This is a genomic window from Anaerobacillus alkaliphilus (assembly GCF_004116265.1).
Lineage (GTDB): Bacteria > Bacillota > Bacilli > Bacillales > Anaerobacillaceae > Anaerobacillus > Anaerobacillus alkaliphilus.
On record NZ_QOUX01000042.1, the window covers coordinates 212,465 to 233,928 of the forward strand.

Consider the following 21,464-nt stretch of genomic DNA (forward strand, 5'->3'; position numbering starts at 1 on the left):
AGTGAGAACGTTGAAATCAATTTACACGTCATTTGTTGATGCCGTAAAAGACATTCATGATGGTGCAACAATTATGGTCGGCGGTTTTGGTTTAGTTGGTATTCCCGAAAATTTAATTAAAGCACTATTGGAAACAGAAGTGAAAGATCTAACCGTTATCTCTAATAACTGTGGAGTTGATGACTGGGGTCTTGGTTTGTTACTTAAGAATAAGCAAATTAAGAAAATGATTGCTTCCTATGTTGGTGAAAATAAAGAGTTTGAACGCCAGGTATTGTCGGGTGAATTAGAAGTGGAATTGGTTCCCCAAGGAACATTAGCTGAAAAAATTCGTGCCGGTGGAGCTGGTATTCCCGCTTTCTACACGCCAGCAGGTGTTGGAACACCGATTGCTGATGGGAAAGAAACAAGAATGTTTAATGGAAAAGAATATTTACTAGAAGAGGCCTTTGTTGCTGATTTTAGTTTAGTTAGAGCAATGAAAGGTGATAAGCTAGGAAACTTAATTTATAACAAAACAGCGCAAAATTTTAACCCGATGATTGCTACAGCAGGTAGAGTTACGATTGCTGAGGTTGAGGAGCTATATGAAATTGGTGAGCTTGATCCAGCTCAAATTCATACTCCGAGTATATACGTACAACGATTGATTGTTGGTAAGCAAGAGAAACGTATCGAACGATTAACTGTTAGCAATTAAGGAGGGGTTAAAATGAATATTCGTGAACGAATTGCCAGACGTGCAGAGAAAGAAGTTCAAGATGGATTTTTCGTAAATCTTGGGATTGGAATGCCAACTCTTGTTGCTAATTATATTTCTGATGATAAACAAGTAGTTCTTCAATCGGAAAATGGGTTGCTAGGAATTGGACCTTATCCAAGCGAAGAAAATGTTGATCCTGACTTAATTAATGCAGGAAAAGAAACCGTTACAGCTATTAAAGGAGCATCATATTTTAGCAGCGCTGAATCATTTGCAATGATTAGGGGCGGACATATTGATTTAGCAATTTTAGGGGCTATGGAAGTCGCTGAAAATGGTGATTTAGCCAACTGGATGATCCCAGGGAAAATGATCAAAGGAATGGGCGGAGCGATGGATTTAGTCCACGGTGCTAAAAAAGTCGTTATCATCATGGAACATGTAAACAAGAAGGGCGAACCAAAGATCTTAAAGAATTGTACACTGCCACTAACGGGTAAGGGTGTAGTTAATCGCATCATCACAGATCGCGCGGTCATAGACGTTACTGAGAATGGCTTAAAGCTAGTAGAAGTAATGGATGGCTACACAGTGGAAGATATTAAGAATTCTACGGAACCAGAATTGATTGTCGCTGAAGATTTGTTATAAAGGCTTCTAAAATGGTACCGCAGACATGAAATCATGGAACTGTTGTCCACATTAGAAGATTGAAAACCCTCCATCTAATGCTGGAGGGTTTCATTTTTAAACGTACTACTTTTTGAGTATTTCACCTAAAACTTTTAATGAATTTCTTATGTACAGACACACACAAGCTCACCCTTACATAAACATAGGATAAATGCCTATGGAGGTGAGCAAATGTCCAGTATTATTGCGGCACTTAGTTATTTCATCAGAGAAATATTTTTCTTTGTTTCCTTCGTAAAAAATAATGCATTTCCGCAGCCATTAAAAGAAGCAGAAGAACAAAAATATTTGAAGCTCATGGCAGAAGGAGACGACATCGCTAGAAACCGCCTGATCGAGCATAACCTTCGACTAGTTGCACATATTGTTAAGAAGTTTGAAAACACAAGAGAAGACACAGAAGATTTAATTTCCATCGGCACAATTGGCTTAATGAAGGCCATTGATAGCTACTCAACTGGAAAAGGAACAAAATTAGCCACTTATGCGGCTCGTTGTATAGAAAATGAAATTCTCATGCATCTGAGGGCTTTAAAGAAGGTTAAAAAAGACGTATCACTTCATGATCCGATTGGTACAGATAAGGAAGGGAATGAAATTACCCTTATTGATGTATTGCAAGCAGATACAGCCGACGTTGTTGATACGATCCAGTTAAAGATGGAAAAGAAACAAATCTATGACTATATCCATATTCTAGATGACAGGGAGAAGGAAGTCATCATCGGTAGGTTTGGGCTGGATATGCAAAAGGAACGGACACAAAGAGAAATCGCTAAAGACTTAGGAATTTCAAGAAGTTATGTTTCCCGTATTGAAAAGCGAGCGTTAATGAAACTGTTTCATGAGTTTTATAAACAAAGTCAAGGGAAGAAATGAGATAATGGAGGGTCATCTACGGATGATCCTCCATTTACATGTGATGAAGCCATAAAGAAATAAAAACCCCAAGCGAGGTGACAAAGCCAACTGTTGGCCCACCTTCTTTATACGCTTCTGGCATCATTGTAGAAGCAACCATCGCTATAATTGCGCCGCCAGCGAAGCAACTAACAATCGCTTTTATACTATTTGAGGCTTCTTCAAGCAAAGTCGCACCAGCTAGTGAAGATAAAGCAGAGAAGAACACTACTAATACCCACATAAATAAAATCTTTTTCTTCGTAAAGCCACTTTTACGTAAGCCGACGGTACTAGCTAGACCTTCAGGTATATTACTAATAAAAACAGATACAACCAGTGCTAAACTAACTTTTGCACCTCCGATAAGACTCATTCCGATCATTGCAGATTCAGGCAAAGTATCCATGACACTTCCGATGAAAATTCCCATTCCAGAAGATTTCCCCTCTTCCTGTTGCTTTGAGTCTTTAACGCTAGGACGGTCAACACCTTTCCTCTGATGGCCACCTCTATGTGATATGAAATAGTCCAAAATCGTGAACAGTAAGGCGCCACCTAAAAATCCAATCGCCACCTCGATAATTCCACTGATTTCTAAAGATTCTTCTAATAATTCATATGTTGTTGCCCCAATTAATGCCCCAGTTCCGAGGGCCATAATATATCCGATAATTCTCTTAGGTATTGTAACTTTTAAAGCTAAGATTGCCCCAAATAAGGTAGCAGAAGCTGCAAAAGTACCCCAAAAAAGGGCATTCCACATTGGAAGTCCTCCTAAAAAATAATTTTGTATAAGAAAAACACAGAAAAGAGAAAATAGTTCATTTCTAGACACTCTCTTTTAGACTTAGATAATAAACTTGATTTTATTCAGGATTAATAAGTGTTATAATAATAATAATGGTATGTTATATGTTGACAAAAATAAGATAATTATTTTATAATTATCTTGAATTCAAGATAATAATGATAAAGGTATGGTTAAAATGAATGTAAATGAAAACAACCAATCATTAAAGTTATTTATTGTATTATCAAGAGCAACTAGAGCTGTACATGATAGAGTGGAAGAGGATATTCGAAACTATGACCTTAACCCAACTGAATTCGCCGTTCTAGAATTGTTGTTTCATAAGGGCGATCAGCCAATCCAACAGATTGGAAAGAAAGTTCTACTCTCAAGTGGGAGTATAACTTATGTAGTTGATAAACTAGAAAAAAAACAGCTGTTAGTTCGCAAATCCTGTCCAAAAGATCGACGCGTTACCTATGCGGTCATATCTGATAAAGGCAGAAATTTTATGGAAGAAATCTTTCCGAAACATAAACAGGCAATTGATGAAATCTTTAATGGTCTATCAGTCGATGAGAAATCCCAGCTAATTGATCTTCTGAAAAAGCTAGGTTTCCATGCCCGTTCATTTTAGGCAAAAAGTTCTTGGAAATCCAAGAACTTTTTTGCTGTAATCAGAGGCAATATTTATTCTTCACAAATGCTAAAGCATCTTCTTTTGAAAGAACTTGCTGATTTAGATACAAGCATTCTAATTCTAATAGTATCGTTGTATAAATTGGGCTGGGTGGAATGTTTAAGGTTTTTAAATCTTCACCATTTATAAAATTTGGAATATCTACTCTCTCAATTAGGTATCGTTTTATCATATGTCTTTCTCCTGAAGGTAATTGATGTAAGATTGAAAAACATACAATTGCTTCAAAACTATATTTCTTGAATAACAAATGTAGCTCACCAAGTTTTGTAACGTTTGCAAGAGAATTATCACATAATTGTATAGAAGCAACCTCATCAATCGTATGCAAATCCGAGCTATCAAGTGCAAATTCCCGAAGTAACTGAAGTCTATTGTCATGTCCAGAAAGTAAAATGATTAAATAACAAATCCAAGCACGGTTTCTATGTCTTGGAAGGGCTAGTGTTATTTCATCGTAAAGCTTTTTATAGTCTTCCAACAATCTTAGTTTATTTTCGCCAAAACAAGTAGTAGAACCAATTAGATATTGTAAAACACCAATTTCAGACAAGCGTTTAAGAGACTCTACGGGATAATCTTCTCTTAAGAGGATACTAAGTTCGTGAGCTAGCCTTGCCTTTGAGGTTGAGGCAATCTTATCGACAGAAATATGGGCTAACTCAAGTGTTTGTTTGTCCATTTCAAAACCAAATCTTTGCTCAAAACGAACGGCTCGTAAAATTCTCGTTGGATCTTCCACAAAGCTAAGGTTGTAGAGTATTCTAATCTTTTTCTGTTTGATATCTTGATACCCATGAAAGAAATCAATAAGCTTGCCAAAATCACGGGTATTAATTTGTAGCGCCATAGCATTAATCGTAAAGTCGCGACGGAAAAGGTCTTCTCGCAAGCTAGACATTTCAACGTTAGGTAATGCAGCAGGATAGTCATAATATTCTGTACGGGCAGATGTAATGTCAATTTTTATACCAGTAGGGTGCTTCCAAGTAGCGGTCCCAAATTTTTCATGAATACGTACAGTACCTCCAAAATAGTCGGCTAACAACTTAGCAAAAGATATTCCATCACCTTCCACAACGATATCGATATCTTCATTTTCACGACCAATCACCAAATCACGCACGACTCCTCCAATCATAAAAGCACGATAGTTTAATTTGTCAGCTTGTTCCCCGATCGTTTTTAATAGCTGAAGAATATCGTGAGGGATTAATTTTTCCATTCGACGAGCTAAAGAAAGTTCCAGCGGGCTAGATTGCTGTATGACTTGGCCTGACTTAATTTTCTCACCGTGAAGTGCTTCAATGACATTGGTTCTAGAAATAATGCCGATGAGTTGATCTTTTTCTAAAACAGGTAGTCTACCGACATTCTTAGCAATCATAAGATTTTGGACTTCTTCTAGTGACATACTAGAATGAATGGTTGTTGGGTCTGTACTCATGTACCCTTTTACTGGTGCATGCCCAAGACCATGATGTTTCGCTTTATCTATATCTCGTCTTGAGATAATACCTACAAGTTTTCCATCTTCTAAGACTGGAAATCCAGTATGACCGTATCGAAGCATCATTTTTCCTGCTTCTTCTATAGAGGTAATTGTTGAAATGACCTTTACTGGACTAGACATGATGTCTTTTGCCGTCAGTGATGGCTTTATCACCTCTTTAATGCTACCTCTTACAATAGCTAATATTTCTTGAAAGTTTCCATTTTTGACCATGGCAGAAGCTGCTTTTTGATGTCCTCCTCCAGAAAACATCTTGATGATTGGTAATACATCTATCCGCTCTGACGTGGAACGTCCAACGATAAACGTACGTTTACCCATTTCGACGACAAAAAATAGTGCATCAGTTCCTGTCATCTCTAATGCCTTTCTGGCAAGAAGAGCTAAGCCACCTGTATAGTCTTTTTGCTGATGGTAGGCAACTAAGATATCAACACCGTCAAAATAATGCTCTTCACTGTGTAGAAGTAAACTTTGCAATAGTTTCTGTTCCTCATCTTGTAAAGGAGTTTCAGAAAATTTCGAGATGATTTCAAGATTTGCGCCACATTCTAAAAGATAGCTCCCAGCTATAAGATCTCTTGGAGTTGTATTTAAATAGGTAAATGCGCCAGTGTCTGTATATAATCCTAGGGCATATATGGTTGCCTCAAAAGAAGAGATTGTTATTTCTTTGGATCTCATCTCCTCAACTAATAAGGTAACTGTTGCACCTACCAGTTCTATCATTGCAGTTTTTGCTTTCACGTTCATATCGTTTGGTTGATGATGATCATAGACAATAAATTCAACCTTCTCTTTATCAATTAGGTAACTTACTTCTCCAATTCTTTGCAGAGAGGCGATATCGACTAGAATGATTTCTGTGACATTCTCCCAATTTATTTGATTAGGGTAATACAGACTAAAGGAATCCCGATATAAAGCTAAAAAACGTTCGAGCGATTTCCCTTGTTTTGTCGGTAAAACTAATTTGGCTTTAGGGTATAGCTTTTTTGCAGCTACCATCGAGGCAAATCCATCAAAGTCTAAGTTTATATGTGATAAGATTACTTGCAAAAGAAAACCTCCATCTTTACCAATTAAAAGTTACTAAGGTAATTTTAACAAATAGAGTTATGTAATGGTAGTTAGGTTATTTTTCAACAAAAAAGAACTCTCATTTGAGAGTTCTTACACTTTTTTTACTTTAAACGTACTAATCATTAGTAAGGATAAAATGAGAGTAATCCACATAAATAAAGGTCCAGGAACTGCTTCTACTAACAAAAAGCTTATTGTTAATAAACACCCGCCTGCAGTAATTGGTAAACCAACAAAATATCCATAGTGTTCAGATACATTAAATCTTGCCAATCTGATAGCACCACAAGCAATGAAAATAATGGTAAATATTGCACCAGGTGTACCAAAATCATAGAGAATAGCTGAGTATAAGAGTAAGGCTGGAGCAACTCCAAAAGATATTAAGTCACACAATGAGTCCAGTTGCTTTCCTAATTCTGAGGTAATATTTAATCTTCTAGCTACAATTCCGTCAAAACGGTCGAATACGGCAGCTAAACATATGAATAACAAGCTGGTATATAATTGCCCTTGAAGAATGAATATAATTGCAAAAGCTCCTAAACCTAAATTTAAAATAGTTAAAAGGTTAGCGGCTTGGGTTCTCATTTTTTTAATTGTTTGATCAAGATGTTGAAGTATAAACAAAATCATCACTCCTTGTGATAAACTAAGGATAGTAAAATAAAAGGGATATAATAAATGTATGTAACGTTAAATTTTTATAGTATCATATTTATTATAATGGGTGTTAGCATTTTTAGATAGACTTTTTTGACATTTTGTTGAAAAAAGGAATTATGTGGAGTGAAAATACATAAAAGCCAAGTAAGGAAACTTTGTGAAGAAAATTTATTATTTAATTTTTGGAGGAAAAAAAAGTGAAAAAAGCCATTTACCAATCTTTAATCGAACTTTCAGGTAATCGTTTTAATTCTTACCTTTTAAAGAATTTTACAAAATCAAAAGTAAGCAAATATATAAATAAATCTTTTGTTAAAACATACAACATCAATGAAGCAGAAATGGAAAAACCTTTGCACCAATATGGGAGCCTACAGGAATTATTTGTCCGTAACTTAAAAGAAGGAGCAAGATCGATTGACGAAACCCCAAATAGTATTGTTAGTCCGGTTGATGGTATTCTTGCGGATATTGGAAAAATTAATGAAAACAGTGCTTTTCATGTTAAAGACCAAGATTATAGCTTAGTTGAAATGCTTGGAAATAAAAAAAGAGCTGAAAAATATAATGAAGGTATTTATATCATTCTGTACTTAAGTCCAAGCCATTATCATCGAATTCATACACCGTTTTCTGGAACTGTAGTTGGAAAGTGGGCTATGGGCAATAAATCTTATCCTGTAAATGAGTTAGGCTTAAGACTTGGAAAACGACCATTATCTAGAAATTATCGTTTGATAACCGAAGTTAGACTGAGTAATGATAAACACTATTCTGTTGTTAAAGTTGGAGCTCTTAATGTTAATAGTATACACCCGACGTTTAAAGGTGATAGCTTGAAAAAAGGGGAAGAATTAGGTTATTTTTCTTTTGGATCTACAGTAGTTCTACTTTTCGAAAAAGATACTCTTCAAATTGATCCTTCTGTCAAAGCACCAATGGACGTTTTAGTGGGGATGAAAATAGGATCTCTTTAATAAGCAAGGAAAGGGTTTTGAAAATCATCGTGATTTTCAAACCTTTTTTGTACACAAGTGATGATAGAAAGGTGAGCAGAAAGTGAAACTACTAGCAGGTTTAGCTCAAAAAATCGTAAATGAAGTGACAGAGATTTTAGATGAAGAAGTCATTGTTGTAGACCATACAGGTATAATTATCGCTGCTAGTGATCAAACACGGATTGGGAGCTTCCATGAGGGAGCTCAAATTTCTGTTAAGAAAAAGGAAAAAATCGTTATTACCAAAGAAGATGTTTTGCGCTTAAAAGGTGTAAAGGCTGGGATTAATTTACCAATAACTTTTCATCATAAAGTTATTGGTGTTATAGGGATAACTGGCGATCCTAGTGAAGTAAATCGTTTTGGTGAGATTATACAAAGAATGACTGAGCTCCTGATTCAAGAAGCTCATTTTCATGAAAAGATTGAGTCAAAACATCGTGGGTTAGAAACGTATGTTTATGAATGGGTTCATCTTCATCAGATGAATGAGGACTTTCGAGAAAGAGGCGAAATTTTAGGGATATCCATGGACATTCCCAGGTGTTGTGCCTTGATTGAAATTACCCAATTCAATGGGGACTCTCTTCTTGAACGTGAAACTACAGAAGTACTGAGAGAGTTTTATCCAGGTGAAAATCAGGATATTTTAGTTCAGTGGGGGAGTGGCAGATATGTGTTACTTAAATCAGTTCATAATACTCTTGTAGAAGAAAGTGTCATTACATCCTTGAAATATATTCAAGGATATATAAAAGAAAATCATGGAATATCACTAACGATTGGCATCGGAACGAAGGTCTTTGACTCTTCACAACTTCATACATCGTACAATCATGCAAAGAAAGCACTAAGAGTAGCCAAAAAAAATGATGGACTGGTCTGTTATGACAATTTGACATTGGATGTAGCACTAGCAGAAATAACAGATGAAACTAGACAAGAGGTAGTAGAGAAAGTGCTTGGGATCCTGCTCAGGGAGCAGGAGTTATTAGAAACATTAGAGGCTTATTTAGAAAGCGATCTTTCTATCAAAGAAACTTCAAAAAAACTTCATATTCATATAAACACCCTTCATTATCGTTTAAAAAGGATTAGTGAATTAACAGGGTATTCCTTAAAGGAGACACGTAACTTGGTTATGTTTTACATTGCTCTCTCATTTTGGAACGAAGTTAGATAAAAACACAAAAACTTATGGACTTCCATAAGTATCTTTGTGTTTCTGAACATAGATGTAAGCGTTTTAATTTACTATAATTAAGATACAAATTTGTTATGTAAATTGTAGCGGTTATAGGGGGATGGGGAAATGATTCATCAAGATGCTAAAAAGAAATTCACTGCTATCGTAGGGGAAGTTAACTACCTTGATTCAAAACAAAGTTTGGTTGCTTATTCATATGATGCAACACCAAACTATCAAGCACTTCCAGATGCTGTAATTAAACCTAGAAATACCAAAGAAGTTTCCGAGATTGTGAAAGTTTGTAATGAGTATAAAATTCCAATTGTACCACGTGGAAATGCAACAAATCTTTGTGCTGGAACATGTCCTTTAGAAGGTGGACTTGTCATGATTTTTACACTCATGAATGAAATTATAGAGCTTGATGAAGAAAACTTAACGGTTACAGTTCAACCTGGACTCATAACGTTAGATATGATTAATGCTGTAGAAGCAAAAGGGCTTTTTTATCCGCCAGACCCAAGTTCAATGAAGATATCTACTATTGCAGGTAACATCAATGAAGGTTCGGGTGGCTTACGTGGTTTGAAATATGGTGTTACTCGCGACTACGTCATAGCGTTAGAAGTTGTATTACCGAACGGAAATATTATTCGTACTGGTGGGAAACTGGCAAAAGATGTAGCAGGTTATGATTTTACTAGATTAATGGTTGGTTCGGAAGGTACATTAGGTATTATAACAGAAGCAACATTTAAATTAATTCCAAAACCAGAAACGAAAAAGACGATGCTAGCCCTATATGACAGCCTTGAAGCTGCGGGACGTACGGTTTCAAAGATTATTGCCAATAAAATAATCCCGACAACTTTAGAGTTTTTGGATCAACCAACGATTCGTGTAGTTGAAGATTTTGCAAAAATAGGTTTACCTACAGATGTTGGTGCAGTACTTCTGATTGAACAAGATGGTCCATTAGAGGTAGTCGAAAGAGATATAAAGAGAATGGCTGAAATTTGCCAAGAAGAAAACGCATTATCTGTACAAATTGCCCAAACAGATGAAGAAGGAACAGCTTTAACTACTGCAAGACGTTCTGCCCTTTCAGCTTTAGCTAGACTAAAGCCGACGACAATTCTAGAAGATGCAACAGTTCCTCGTTCGAAAATTGCTGAAATGGTTCGTGAAATTGAAGTTATTGCTAAACGAAACAATGTACAAATTTGTACGTTTGGGCATGCAGGAGATGGAAACCTTCATCCAACATGTATGACAGACGCACGTGATAAAGAGGAAATGCACCGTGTCGAAAAAGCCTTTGAAGAAATCTTTGAAAAGGCAATTCAATTAGGTGGAACGATTACAGGAGAACATGGTGTTGGGGTAATGAAATCACCTTACCTTGCTTGGAAGCTTGGTGAGGAAGGCGTGGAAGCTATGAAAACATTAAAGATGGCTTTTGATCCAAATAACATAATGAATCCTGGAAAAATGTTTGCTAAAGAAACACGTAAACGGGTGGTGGTTAGTCGATGAGCACAACAAATGAGAGACAGCAAGAACTAGCCATCGATATGAAAGCAGGCATGGATTATGATGAGCTAATGAACTGTATGAGATGCGGATTTTGTTTACCATCTTGTCCAACATATAGGGAATCAGGTGGAAATGAAGCTGCTTCTCCTCGTGGACGAATTGCTTTAATGAAAGCAGTAGTTGACGGCATTATGGAACCAGATGAAGATTTTGAGAAACAACTTAGTCTTTGCTTAGGCTGTCGTGCTTGTGAGCCCGCATGCCCATCAGGGGTAAAATACGGGCATTTATTAGAAGCAGCTCGTGATATTATTCAAAAGAAGAAAAAGCATAGCCTTCCAGTCAGGATGGTTCGTAGCCTTGTTTTTAATCAACTGTTTCCAAAACCAAATCGAATGAGAACTGTTAGTAGTTTACTGTGGTTTTATCAAAAGACAGGAATTCAAAAAATTGCTCAAGCAACTCACTTAACAAAAATTGCTCCAGGTAATTTATCGATTATGGAAAAAGTGTTACCACAAGTGCCTTCACCTAGCCAGTTGAAAAATAGACCAACACATGTGGCGGCAGAAGGAAAAGTGAAACAGAAGGTTGCCTTCTTCTCAGGCTGTCTAATGGATACAATGTTTATGGATACGAACGATGCTACATTATTTATCTTAAGTAAATCCAATTGTGAAATAGTAATTCCCGAAAAGCAAAATTGCTGTGGAGCACTTCATGCCCATAGCGGTGAAAAGGATGGTGCAAAAGCCTTAGCCAAAGAAAATATCCTAGCATTTGAGAATGTGAAAGCTGATTTCATTGTATCAAATGCAGGAGGCTGTGGTGCTTTATTAGTTGAGTATGGTCATCTTCTAAAAGATGACCCAGAGTGGGCGGAGAGGGCAAAAGTATTTTCAGCTAGAGTAAAAGATATTTCGGAAATACTATTAGCAGTTGGCATGCCTAAAATGGTACTTGATGAACAGATTGTCACTTATCAAGATTCATGTCATTTACGAAATGTTATGGGAACTTTTAGTGCTCCAAGAAGGCTTCTGCAACAAATTGAAGGTGTAACATTTACGGAGATGAAGGACGCTGATCGTTGTTGTGGCTCTGCAGGGGTTTACAATATTATTGAGCAAGAAATGTCCATGCAAATTCTCGATGTGAAAATGGAGCAGGCAAAAGCAACGAAGGCCAGAACATTAGTGACAGCTAACCCTGGGTGTCTGTTACAAATGAAGCTAGGAATTGAACGTGCCGGGTTACAAAAAGATGTTAGAGCTGTCCATATCGTTGATTTATTAGCAGAGGCTGTAAAAAAAGGTGAATGACAAGCATAAGACAAGCACATGCCTTTCTATGTAAGAAAAAAGCTAGATCATTATTATGATCTAGCTTTTTTTGCTTTTGCTTTCTTTTCAAATGCCTTTTTTAAGTCGTCTTGAGTACTTTGATCCCATAGCTCAACGCCTACGTTATAAGCAGAGCGAGCGATCATAAAACCTGCCACAGGTGCTGTTAAGAATACGAATAGTATTGTTAATAATACCTTTCCACTAAATAACCCTTCAACAAAGTGAAAGTGAACATAAACGGCAAGCATGGTACTAATAACACCTAGTGTAGCACTTTTTGTAGCCGCGTGAAGGCGCCCATAAACATCGGGGAACCTTACAATACCAATGGCACCTAAAAGGCTTAGGAAGCCACCTAGAAGGACAAGAAGGCTAATTATGATCTCGATCAAAGATCACACCTCCCTCAATGAACTTAGCTAATGCGATCGTTCCAATAAATGCAAGAATTGCAATGACTAGAATGACTTCAGCATATGCTAACGTATTTTGAATGATCATGACAATACCAATGACTCCGATTAATGTAATTCCAATAGTGTCCAAGGCAACCACTCGATCAGACATCGTAGGCCCTTTTACGACACGAATAAAGCATACTAGAATGGATAGTGACATAATAATGAGCGAGATGTTAAGAGATAAAGTAAGCATTATTGAGTCACCTCCATGATCGCTTTTTCGAACGTATTATGAATTTGTTTAATCATTGCTTCTTTGTCAGGTACATGAATTGAATGAATGTAAATCGTGCGACCATCCTCAGAGAAATACATTGTTAATGTACCTGGTGTTAACGATATTAAACTAGAAAGTAACGTAACTTCCCAATCTGTTTTAAGCTTGGTAGGAACAGCAATAATTCCTGGTTGAATATCAAGCTTTGGACTTAAAACAATTTTAATAACATCAATATTAGCTAAAATTAGCTCTTTGATAAATAACACAATAAGTTTGACAATCGCGATTACGCGACGGAAGTAAAAATCAAATGTTAAAAACCGTCGTAAGACAAATAGGAGTGCTATCCCGACTATATAACCGATGAAAAACTCAACAGGAGAGAATTCGTTTCGGAGGAGCATCCAAATAATCGCTAAACCAATGTTTAATAAGATTTGAAATGCCATGGCAACTACTCCTTATTTAGTACAGAATTGATATAGATTGATGGATCGAGAATTTGTTCAGCTACGACTAATGAAAACTGAAAAATTGGTTCAGCAGCTAATCCTAAAGCGATTGATAAAAGTACTAACGGTGCGATAGGCAACAATAGTTTTCCAACTGGACGTTTTTTTGCTTCTTCATCTGTAAGTTTCTGTTCACCCCAAAATGCGTAAATAAAGATCTTCATCATAGAGAACAGTGTTAATAGCCCAACAACTAAGGCAACAACAACAATAAAATATCGGCCCTCTTGAATACCTGCTAAAAGAAGCGCAAACTTACTGAAAAATCCACTGAGCGGTGGTATACCAGCTAACGAGATAGCTGCAATAAAGAATAGCCAACCTAGATATGGATGAGTTTTCAACAATCCACCCATTTTCTTTAAGTCAGTAGTTCCAGTCACTTTTTGGGTTGCTCCTGCAAATAAGAACAAGGCAGCTTTTACAATGATATGATGGGCAATATAGTAGATTGCACCAGCTATCGCAAGTGGTGTGAAAATACCTAATCCCATTACCATGTATCCAACCTGACTGATAATATGGAATGATAAAATCCGTTTAAAGTCAAATTGTGAAACTGCTCCTAAAACTCCAAAGAACATAGTAGCTCCAGCTAAGAACAGAATGATATTATGAGTAAAACCTGGATCGTGATAGAAAATTAACGTAAATGTTCGGAAAATAGCGTATATACCCACCTTTGTTAATAAGCCACCGAATAAGGCTGCAATGGCTGCAGGTGGTCCATAATATGACTTTGGTAACCAAAAGTATAGTGGAAATAAAGCACCTTTCATTCCGAATACGATTAAGAATAGTATCGCAATGACATTTAAAATCCCTTGTTGCTCAAGTTCTGCTACTTTTACTGAGAGATCTGCCATATTTAAGGTTCCAGTGACACCGTAAATATAGGCAACACCCACAATAAACAAACCAGAAGCAAAGATGTTAATTAATACATACTTTAATGACTCACGAAGCTGGTATTTGGTACCTCCGTGAACGATAAGAATGTAAGAGGAGATCAGCATAACTTCAAAGAAAACGAACAGGTTAAACAGGTCCCCAGTTAGAAACGCACCATTAACTCCTGTCAATAAGAAGAAGTAGAATGGGTAGAAGTATCCTTTTTGACGTTCCTCACTAAGTGTTTGAAACGCAAAGAATAGACAAGCTAGCCCAACAATGCTAGTAAGAATGACCATCAAGGCCGCAAGTAAATCGGCTACTAAGACAATCCCGAATGGAGCCTGCCAATTTCCTAATGCTAGCGTGTGTATACCATCGTAATAAACAATATGCGCAATATACAACGATAACCCGAGTAGGGCAAACGCAGTTACTCCACTGATTACACGTTGTACCTTTAAATTTTTAGCGAACAATAATAAGACTACGCCTACAATTAACGGTAAAAGTATCGGTAGAATGACTATGTTATTCATCAGCATTTCCCCTTAATTGATCTAAATCGTCTGTTTTGTGTACTTTGTATGTGCGATAGGCTATTACAAGTAAAAATGCCGTCACACCAAAGCTAATTACGATTGCTGTTAAGATTAATGCCTGAGGAAGTGGGTCAGCATATGCTGCTGCTTCCTGTCCAAGTAATGGAGGAGCCCCTTTATTTAATCCAGCTAAAGTTAACAGGAGAAGATGGGCACCGTGCCCAAGAAGCACTACTCCAATAACTACTCGTAACAAACTTTTCGTCAAAATCATATACGTACTTACTGTAAAGATCACACCGATCGTTAAAATCATTAATATCTCCATTTATGCATCATCCTCCGCAATCGTTAAGATAGAGAGCAATGCAACCCCGACAACAACTAGATAAACCCCTAAATCAAACGGTAGGGCAGTTGTTAGATGAACTTTTCCTAAAATCGGAAACGTAACATACTTATCAAACTGTGTTAGAAACGGAAAGCCTCCAAGCATAGAAGCAATTCCGGTACCCGCAGCAATTAACATTCCGACAGCAATCATTGTCGTATAATTAAATGGTAGGACGCGCTTAATTGTTTTTACATCAAAAGCAACATACAACAGTAATAACGCCGCTGCGGTCATTAACCCACCAATAAACCCTCCACCTGGGTTGTTGTGTCCAGCAAAGAACAAAAATACAGAGAAGGCAAGAATAATGAAAGCGACAATCGTTGTGGTGGTTTTAAGCATTAAAAGATTTTTTCTCACACGTCTTCCCCTCCCGTAAAGCGTAATTTCGTTAACACGACAATACCTAATGCGGCAATTGCCAATACTAAAATTTCCAAGAAGGTATCAAGACCCCTGAAGTCAACAAGGATTACGTTAACAATATTTTTACCTGCAGCTAGTTCATAAGCATTGTCAATAAAAAATTGTGAAATCCCCTCAATTGGATTCGCATAGCTCATCGCATGAGCACTTAGTGCTGTTAATGTAATAACAACCCCTACTCCAATGGAAACCAGTAAGTTCGTTAACTTAAATCGAGGTGTAAATTTTTCTTTTCGTAGTTCTGGCAAATGGTAGAATGCCAATAGGAAAAGAACAACCATCACTGTTTCAACTAACAATTGTGTTAAGGCTAGATCAGGTGCACGGAATACAACAAATAGTAAGGCTACTAAGAACCCAATCACACCAGTTGCAGCAATTGCTGTTACTCGATGTGAGATAAACGGTAAGACAACAACTGAACCAAGTAACACAAAGATGATGATGAAAATATATGGTGGTATTTCTGCTACGTTTAATAAGTCGATCGCAAATGCATCAAACTTAACCAATGTATATCCCATTAGTCCGACCATGAAAACAGTCATGAAAACAAAGTAATCTCTCAATAACCCTGTCATCTGCATGTTTGTTACTTTTAATGATCCAGATACAAGCCAAACTAGTGAATTATCATAAACATAATTTAACGGATCTCTTTCTTTTAAGAAGAATGCTGTTTCTGCCCACTTCTTTAAATTTAAGAAAATAAGAGCTCCAAAGATAACGACACCAATTGTCATGAATAATTCAATGTTAAATCCATGCCAATGATAGATATTGACATAGAAACGCTCACCATCAGCTAGTACATTTGGCAGAATTGAGTGCATTGTTGGCTCAATAATGCTGTATGCGAGTAAGTTTGGAAAGAACCCAAAAATAACAACTAGAGAAGCAAGAATAATAGGAGGAATTAATAATCCTATTGGTGCTTCGTGTACTTCTTTTTGAAGTTTTTCCGGTTTGAAGTTTCCTAAGAAGGTACGAACAAACATCAGCATACAATATGCGAATGTAAAAATACTTGCAATCCAAGCAACAATCGGGAAGATAAGCCCTAGTGTTTGCATGTTAAAGATATCAAGTGTTGTTGCATTTACGGCAGCTGTAAAGAACATCTCTTTACTTAAGAAGCCATTAAATGGTGGTACACCAGCCATTGATAGAGTTCCGATTAACGCAACTGTAAAAGTGATTGGCATGATACTCATTAAACCACCGAGCTTACGAATGTCCCTCGTACCTGTCTCGTGATCGACGATACCTACAATCATGAACAAACTACCTTTAAAGGTTGCGTGATTAATAAGATGAAAAACGGCGGCTAACGTAGCAGTGTAATAAAGAGTTCCTACCACTGCGACATCATAATGAAATGCGGCTGACCCTAATCCTAGTAAAGCCATAATCAAACCAAGTTGACTGATTGTTGAAAAAGCTAAAATAGCTTTTAAATCTTTTTGTCTAATGGCAGATACAGATCCCCATAATAGTGTGAATATCCCAAACCCTGAAACGATCCAAAACCATTGAGGCGTTGCACCAAACACAGGAGTCATTCTTGCAACTAAATAGATACCTGCTTTAACCATTGTTGCAGAGTGTAAATATGCACTTACAGGTGTAGGTGCTTCCATTGCATCTGGTAACCAAATATGAAATGGGAATTGAGCTGATTTGGTAAACGCTCCAGCTAACACACAAAGCATAGCAGGGATAAAGAGAGGGTTTGTAATAATAACGTCTGCTTGAGCAATAATTTCACGGATACTAAATGTGTTAGTCATCACATAAAGGAGTGAAAAACCAGCAAGCATTGCAAATCCGCCTGATACAGTAATTAACATTGATTTTTGAGCGCCATATCTAGAACGTTCTTTATGAAACCAGTATGCAATAAGGAGTGAAGATGCTAAACTAGTTAGTTCCCAGAAAACATAGATAGTCATTAAATTATCTGAAAGAACAACTCCTAACATTGCCCCCATAAACATTAACAAGTAGACGTAAAAATTGTTTAACGCCTCTTTTTGTTTGTTGTATAGATAATAGATTGAATACAAGACAACCAAGGTTCCTATCCCTGTAATTAGAAGAGCAAATAGAAGACTTAGGCCGTCTAGGTAAACATCAAAGTTAATTCCCAATGACGGTACCCATGGTTGATGATAAAAGAATGTTTCTCCTTTAGAGATATTAGGTAAAAATTGAATTAAATAAATGAACAAAGCTAATGGTAGGATCATAACAAACCAACCAGTATGTACTTGACGAATATACTTATACAAAAATGGAACAAGTACAGCTAAGATAAATGGTGCTAAAACAACAAGATGTAACACCGACAAATGATATACCCCCTATTCATAATAATGTAGACTATACAAACTCCGCCCCTAGACCAATAAATTATATACTAAATTCAAGAGTCATGCATCCATCATACATTTAGCCTATCACGTTTATCAAAAATTATTAAATAAGAAGAAACTAAGGTAAAAACTATAAAAATAATTTTCATTTCACTTAAAAGACTTATTATTTTGAATAAATAGAAATTAATAAAATCTAAAATGGAGTGTATATATTTTCACTAGAAATATCATCCTTATTAATAACAAATGTATTAAAAGGGTGACGAGATATGATAAAAAAAGCAATTATTGCTATAGGGATATTTTCCATTCTCTTCGTAACTGCTTGGTGGGCAAATGAAATGAACGAAAGAAGATATTATATAGATGAAGACAATGATCAGGTTCAGTTGTTAATGATTGATGAAGAAGCTAGAAATGAAAGGATTTTCCGGCCAAGAGAATATATAAAAATAAAAAGGTGAGCGAAACGCTCACCTTTTGTATGTTACTATGAAGTTTTTTTAATTTTGTCTAATAAAGATCTTTTTTCGATTTCTTCTTTAATTAGCATAATAAAATCCGTACTTAACTGTAATTCGATAGCCTTATAATACGTTTCTACTAGTAGATCATCAGATAAACTTTTCATATTAGCCTGCTTACGCAGTTCACCTCCAAATTTTCTAGTTATTTATATAGGCGCTGTTTCATATAGTAGTAGGTTTTGCTTAATTGAATTCTAACATGTCCTAAGACATGGAACAACCGTTCGATTTATCCACAAATCCTTGTTAATAACCTGTTAGTATCTTGTTTATAAACTTGGTAAATACTAGCAAAATCAGTGTGGATTTGTGTATAAGCTTATCCACATGTGTAGGTTTGTGATAAATTTTGTCGAAAAATTTTTGGTATAATTATGAAAATCTATATTTTTCTCGAAATAAAACAAGGCTTTTCTGAGGGAATCAGGGCATGTCTAAAAGTTTTTGGTAAATAGATTGAAACCATACTCAGTAATGGATTATAATATATAATTTGTAGTAGTTATTTTCCAAAATCGGTGAATCGTAGGGATAACTGAAATTTTTGGTAGTCCATAGGAAGTTGTTTATATTGAATACAACAACAGAGAATACTATAAATAGCAAAAATAATGTAGAAAAATAGGAGGAAATACATTTGAATGAACGTGAATTAATATGTTCTGGTTGTGGTGTAAAAGTACAAACAGAAAACAAGGATGGACTTGGTTTTGTTCCAAAGTCAGCTCTAGAACGTAATATATTAATTTGTCAAAGATGCTTTCGCTTAAAGCACTATAACGAAGTGCAGGATGTCTCCCTAACAGATGATGATTTCTTGAAAATTCTAAATGGATTAGGGAACCGTGATGCTCTAATTGTAAAAATTGTTGATATCTTTGACTTTAATGGTAGCTGGTTACCTGGGTTACATCGTTTCGTAGGTAAGAACAAAGTTTTATTAGTGGGAAACAAGGTTGACTTACTCCCTAAAGTCCTAAATCATAATAAACTAATTAACTGGATGAAACAGTCTTCAAAAGAATTAGGTTTGAAACCAGAAGATGTGTTTTTAATAAGTGCAGATAAAGGTTTAGGAATTCTAGAGCTTGCTGATGCAATAGAGCATTACCGTAACAAAAAGGACGTTTTTGTTGTAGGAAGTACAAACGTGGGGAAATCAACCTTTATCAATAGATTGATCAAAGAGTTTGGTGGCGATGAAGAGCAGTTTATAACTACATCTCATTTTCCAGGAACTACATTAGATATGATTGATATTCCATTAGATGATGGAAGTTCATTATATGATACACCAGGAATTATTAACCATCATCAAATGGCACATTTTGTAACGAAAAATGAATTAAAGACAATTACTCCTAAAAAGGAACTTAAGCCTAAAGTATTTCAATTGAATGAAGAACAAACGCTTTTCTTTGGTGGTCTAGCTAGGTTGGATTATGTATCAGGTGGTAGAAATTCGTTTATTTGTTATGTATCAAATGAGATTAATATTCATCGCACAAAATTAGAGAAGGCCGATGAGCTATACAAAAATCACCTTGGTGATTTATTACAACCTCCTGGACATGAAGATGTTGAGCAATTTCCTCCATTAGTCAAACATGAGTTTACAGTGGGAGAAGAAAAAAGTGATATCGTATTCTCAGGACTAGGGTGGGTAACAATTGAAGAAAGTGCACGAGTTGCGGCTTACGTCCCAAAAGGCGTTGGCGTTTCAATAAGAAAAGCCCTAATATAAATTATGAATTATGAATTATGAATTATGAATTATGAATTATGAATTATGAATTGAAAAGAAAGCTCGAAAATGAAAAATATTTTTAGGGCGTTATAAAAGGGGGGATTGTGCTTGTGAATAAACTGTATGGTTTACTAGGGCATCCTGTAGGGCATTCGATGTCGCCTCTCATGCATAATGATGCTTTTACACATCTTGGCATGAAAGGTTATTATCACGCCTTTGACGTACCTGAAGTGGAATTAAAAGAAGCGGTTGATGCCTTCAGGTTACTAAACATTTCAGGTTTCAATGTCACAATTCCTCATAAGGTTGCGATTATGAACCTTTTAGATGAAATTGATGAAGAAGCCGTGATGATTGGAGCGGTTAATACAGTAGTTAATATGGATGGGCGTTACATTGGATATAATACTGATGGAAGGGGTTATTTAACCTCATTGCTAAAAACGATTGATAGGCCCTTGCATGAATGCAATGTCTTAGTAATTGGTGCAGGTGGGGCCGCTCGTGGAGTGGCAACGGTACTTGCAAATGAAGGCGTAGCGCTTTTAACAATCGCTAATCGTACAATAACAAAAGCGATTGAAATTAAAGATAATTATCAAAGCTATAGGCATGCAAATATTACAGTTGTCTCAATGAGTGAGGCAGAGGATAACTTAGGGTTATACGACATTGTGATTAATACTACTTCTATAGGGATGAGTCCTAACGTTAATGATGTCCCAATTTCTATTCAACATGCTAAACCATCAGTTGTTTTAAGTGACCTGATTTATAATCCAATTTTAACTAAGTGGCTTATACAAGGGGAAGCAAAAGGATTAAAGACTCATAATGGAGTTGGGATGTTTGTTGAACAAGGTGCATTAGCTTTTCAACTATGGACAGGTAAGTATCCAGATACAGAGAGAATGACAGAATTAGTAAGGAAACAACTAGGAGGATTTACATGTTAACAGGAAAACAAAAACGCTATTTACGATCACAAGCTCACCATCTTAATCCAATTTTCCAAGTTGGAAAAGGTTGTGTAAATGAAAATATGATTAAACAAATATCAGAAGCGCTAGAGGCACGAGAGCTAATTAAGATAAGTGTTTTACAAAATTGCGAAATGGATAAAGATGAAGTGGCAGGAACACTGTCAAAAGGAACGAGATCTGAATTGGTTCAAGTAATAGGAAGTACGATTGTTCTATATAAAGAGTCAAGAGAAAATAAGACACTTCAGTTACCGTAATTC

23 protein-coding genes are annotated in these 21,464 nt (G+C 36.2%); 12 read left to right on the forward strand and 11 right to left on the reverse strand.

The features are described 5' to 3' along the window. Positions 1-10 precede the first annotated feature (10 nt). From DS745_RS13910 to sigK, 3 genes are all read left to right on the forward strand, one after another. The gene (locus DS745_RS13910; RefSeq protein WP_129078833.1) at positions 11-700 is read left to right on the forward strand and encodes a CoA transferase subunit A; all 690 of its coding nucleotides are present in this window, start codon (positions 11-13) and stop codon (positions 698-700) included. 12 nt (positions 701-712) lie between these two features. Continuing rightward, positions 713-1,354 carry a CoA transferase subunit B gene (locus DS745_RS13915; RefSeq protein ID WP_129078834.1) on the forward strand — a complete coding sequence of 214 codons (642 nt, stop codon included), beginning with the start codon at positions 713-715 and terminating at the stop codon, positions 1,352-1,354. Positions 1,355-1,567: 213 nt separating this feature from the next. Further along, entirely contained in the window at positions 1,568-2,275 is a 708-nt protein-coding gene (gene sigK, locus DS745_RS13920; protein ID WP_129078835.1) for an RNA polymerase sporulation sigma factor SigK, read from the forward strand. A gap of 34 nt (positions 2,276-2,309) precedes the next feature. On the opposite strand, the gene DS745_RS13925 is transcribed toward sigK, so the two are convergent. Next, entirely contained in the window at positions 2,310-3,062 is a 753-nt protein-coding gene (locus DS745_RS13925; RefSeq protein WP_129078836.1) for a ZIP family metal transporter, read from the reverse strand. 223 nt (positions 3,063-3,285) lie between these two features. On the opposite strand from DS745_RS13925, the gene DS745_RS13930 reads away from it, so the two are divergent. Continuing rightward, on the forward strand, positions 3,286-3,726 hold the full coding sequence (locus DS745_RS13930; protein ID WP_241657822.1) for a MarR family winged helix-turn-helix transcriptional regulator: 441 nt from the start codon (positions 3,286-3,288) through the stop codon (positions 3,724-3,726). 40 nt (positions 3,727-3,766) lie between these two features. On the opposite strand, the gene DS745_RS13935 is transcribed toward DS745_RS13930, so the two are convergent. Beyond that, entirely contained in the window at positions 3,767-6,361 is a 2,595-nt protein-coding gene (locus tag DS745_RS13935) for a CBS domain-containing protein (RefSeq protein ID WP_129078838.1), read from the reverse strand. Positions 6,362-6,475: 114 nt separating this feature from the next. Further along, entirely contained in the window at positions 6,476-7,015 is a 540-nt protein-coding gene (pssA, locus tag DS745_RS13940; RefSeq protein WP_129078839.1) for a CDP-diacylglycerol--serine O-phosphatidyltransferase, read from the reverse strand. Between the two features lie 233 nt (positions 7,016-7,248). Here pssA and DS745_RS13945 point away from each other — a divergent pair, with 233 nt between their 5' ends. From DS745_RS13945 to DS745_RS13960, 4 genes are all read left to right on the forward strand, one after another. Next, positions 7,249-8,028 carry a phosphatidylserine decarboxylase gene (locus tag DS745_RS13945; protein WP_129078840.1) on the forward strand — a complete coding sequence of 260 codons (780 nt, stop codon included), beginning with the start codon at positions 7,249-7,251 and terminating at the stop codon, positions 8,026-8,028. An 82-nt stretch (positions 8,029-8,110) separates the two neighbouring features. Further along, a complete protein-coding gene (locus DS745_RS13950; protein ID WP_129078841.1) occupies positions 8,111-9,232 on the forward strand; it encodes a CdaR family transcriptional regulator in 1,122 nt (373 codons plus the stop codon). A gap of 129 nt (positions 9,233-9,361) precedes the next feature. Continuing rightward, positions 9,362-10,774, forward strand: a complete 1,413-nt coding sequence (gene glcD / locus DS745_RS13955; protein ID WP_129078842.1) for a glycolate oxidase subunit GlcD — start codon at positions 9,362-9,364, stop codon at positions 10,772-10,774. Then, on the forward strand, positions 10,771-12,096 hold the full coding sequence (locus DS745_RS13960; RefSeq protein WP_129078843.1) for a (Fe-S)-binding protein: 1,326 nt from the start codon (positions 10,771-10,773) through the stop codon (positions 12,094-12,096). The genes glcD and DS745_RS13960 overlap by 4 nt, the downstream gene beginning before the upstream one ends. A 53-nt stretch (positions 12,097-12,149) precedes the next feature. Here the strand turns inward: DS745_RS13960 and mnhG are convergent, their stop codons facing one another. Genes mnhG through DS745_RS13995 form a run of 7 tightly spaced genes read right to left on the reverse strand, consistent with a single transcriptional unit; the run spans position 12,150 to position 17,917 of the window. Continuing rightward, positions 12,150-12,512 carry a monovalent cation/H(+) antiporter subunit G gene (mnhG, locus tag DS745_RS13965; RefSeq protein WP_129078844.1) on the reverse strand — a complete coding sequence of 121 codons (363 nt, stop codon included), beginning with the start codon at positions 12,510-12,512 and terminating at the stop codon, positions 12,150-12,152. Continuing rightward, on the reverse strand, positions 12,493-12,774 hold the full coding sequence (locus tag DS745_RS13970) for a Na(+)/H(+) antiporter subunit F1 (RefSeq protein ID WP_129078845.1): 282 nt from the start codon (positions 12,772-12,774) through the stop codon (positions 12,493-12,495). The genes mnhG and DS745_RS13970 overlap by 20 nt, the downstream gene beginning before the upstream one ends. Further along, positions 12,774-13,250: a Na+/H+ antiporter subunit E gene (locus DS745_RS13975; protein ID WP_129078846.1), complete on the reverse strand. Its 477-nt coding sequence runs from the start codon at positions 13,248-13,250 to the stop codon at positions 12,774-12,776. The genes DS745_RS13970 and DS745_RS13975 overlap by 1 nt, the downstream gene beginning before the upstream one ends. A 5-nt stretch (positions 13,251-13,255) precedes the next feature. After that, positions 13,256-14,743, reverse strand: coding sequence for a Na+/H+ antiporter subunit D (locus tag DS745_RS13980; protein ID WP_129078847.1), 1,488 nt, complete (start codon positions 14,741-14,743; stop codon positions 13,256-13,258). Beyond that, positions 14,736-15,074 carry a Na(+)/H(+) antiporter subunit C gene (locus DS745_RS13985; protein ID WP_129078848.1) on the reverse strand — a complete coding sequence of 113 codons (339 nt, stop codon included), beginning with the start codon at positions 15,072-15,074 and terminating at the stop codon, positions 14,736-14,738. Before DS745_RS13985 ends, DS745_RS13980 begins: the two co-directional genes overlap by 8 nt. Next, positions 15,075-15,500 (reverse strand): Na(+)/H(+) antiporter subunit B, encoded by a 426-nt coding sequence (locus DS745_RS13990; protein WP_241657823.1) that lies wholly within the window; start codon positions 15,498-15,500, stop codon positions 15,075-15,077. Further along, entirely contained in the window at positions 15,497-17,917 is a 2,421-nt protein-coding gene (locus DS745_RS13995) for a Na+/H+ antiporter subunit A (protein WP_129078849.1), read from the reverse strand. Before DS745_RS13995 ends, DS745_RS13990 begins: the two co-directional genes overlap by 4 nt. Before the next feature lie 296 nt (positions 17,918-18,213). Between DS745_RS13995 and DS745_RS14000 the strand changes: the two genes are divergently transcribed. Next, positions 18,214-18,408: a hypothetical protein gene (locus DS745_RS14000; protein ID WP_129078850.1), complete on the forward strand. Its 195-nt coding sequence runs from the start codon at positions 18,214-18,216 to the stop codon at positions 18,406-18,408. 26 nt (positions 18,409-18,434) lie between these two features. On the opposite strand, the gene DS745_RS14005 is transcribed toward DS745_RS14000, so the two are convergent. Then, a complete protein-coding gene (locus tag DS745_RS14005; RefSeq protein WP_129078851.1) occupies positions 18,435-18,575 on the reverse strand; it encodes a sporulation histidine kinase inhibitor Sda in 141 nt (46 codons plus the stop codon). Positions 18,576-19,108: 533 nt separating this feature from the next. Between DS745_RS14005 and yqeH the strand changes: the two genes are divergently transcribed. The 3 genes from yqeH (at position 19,109) to yhbY (ending at position 21,461) form a co-directional block, all read left to right on the forward strand. Next, complete coding sequence (yqeH, locus tag DS745_RS14010) at positions 19,109-20,215, forward strand: ribosome biogenesis GTPase YqeH (protein ID WP_129078852.1); 1,107 nt, start codon at positions 19,109-19,111, stop codon at positions 20,213-20,215. A gap of 113 nt (positions 20,216-20,328) precedes the next feature. After that, the gene (gene aroE, locus DS745_RS14015) at positions 20,329-21,177 is read left to right on the forward strand and encodes a shikimate dehydrogenase (RefSeq protein ID WP_129078853.1); all 849 of its coding nucleotides are present in this window, start codon (positions 20,329-20,331) and stop codon (positions 21,175-21,177) included. Continuing rightward, positions 21,171-21,461, forward strand: a complete 291-nt coding sequence (gene yhbY / locus DS745_RS14020) for a ribosome assembly RNA-binding protein YhbY (protein ID WP_129078854.1) — start codon at positions 21,171-21,173, stop codon at positions 21,459-21,461. Before aroE ends, yhbY begins: the two co-directional genes overlap by 7 nt. Positions 21,462-21,464 lie beyond the last annotated feature (3 nt).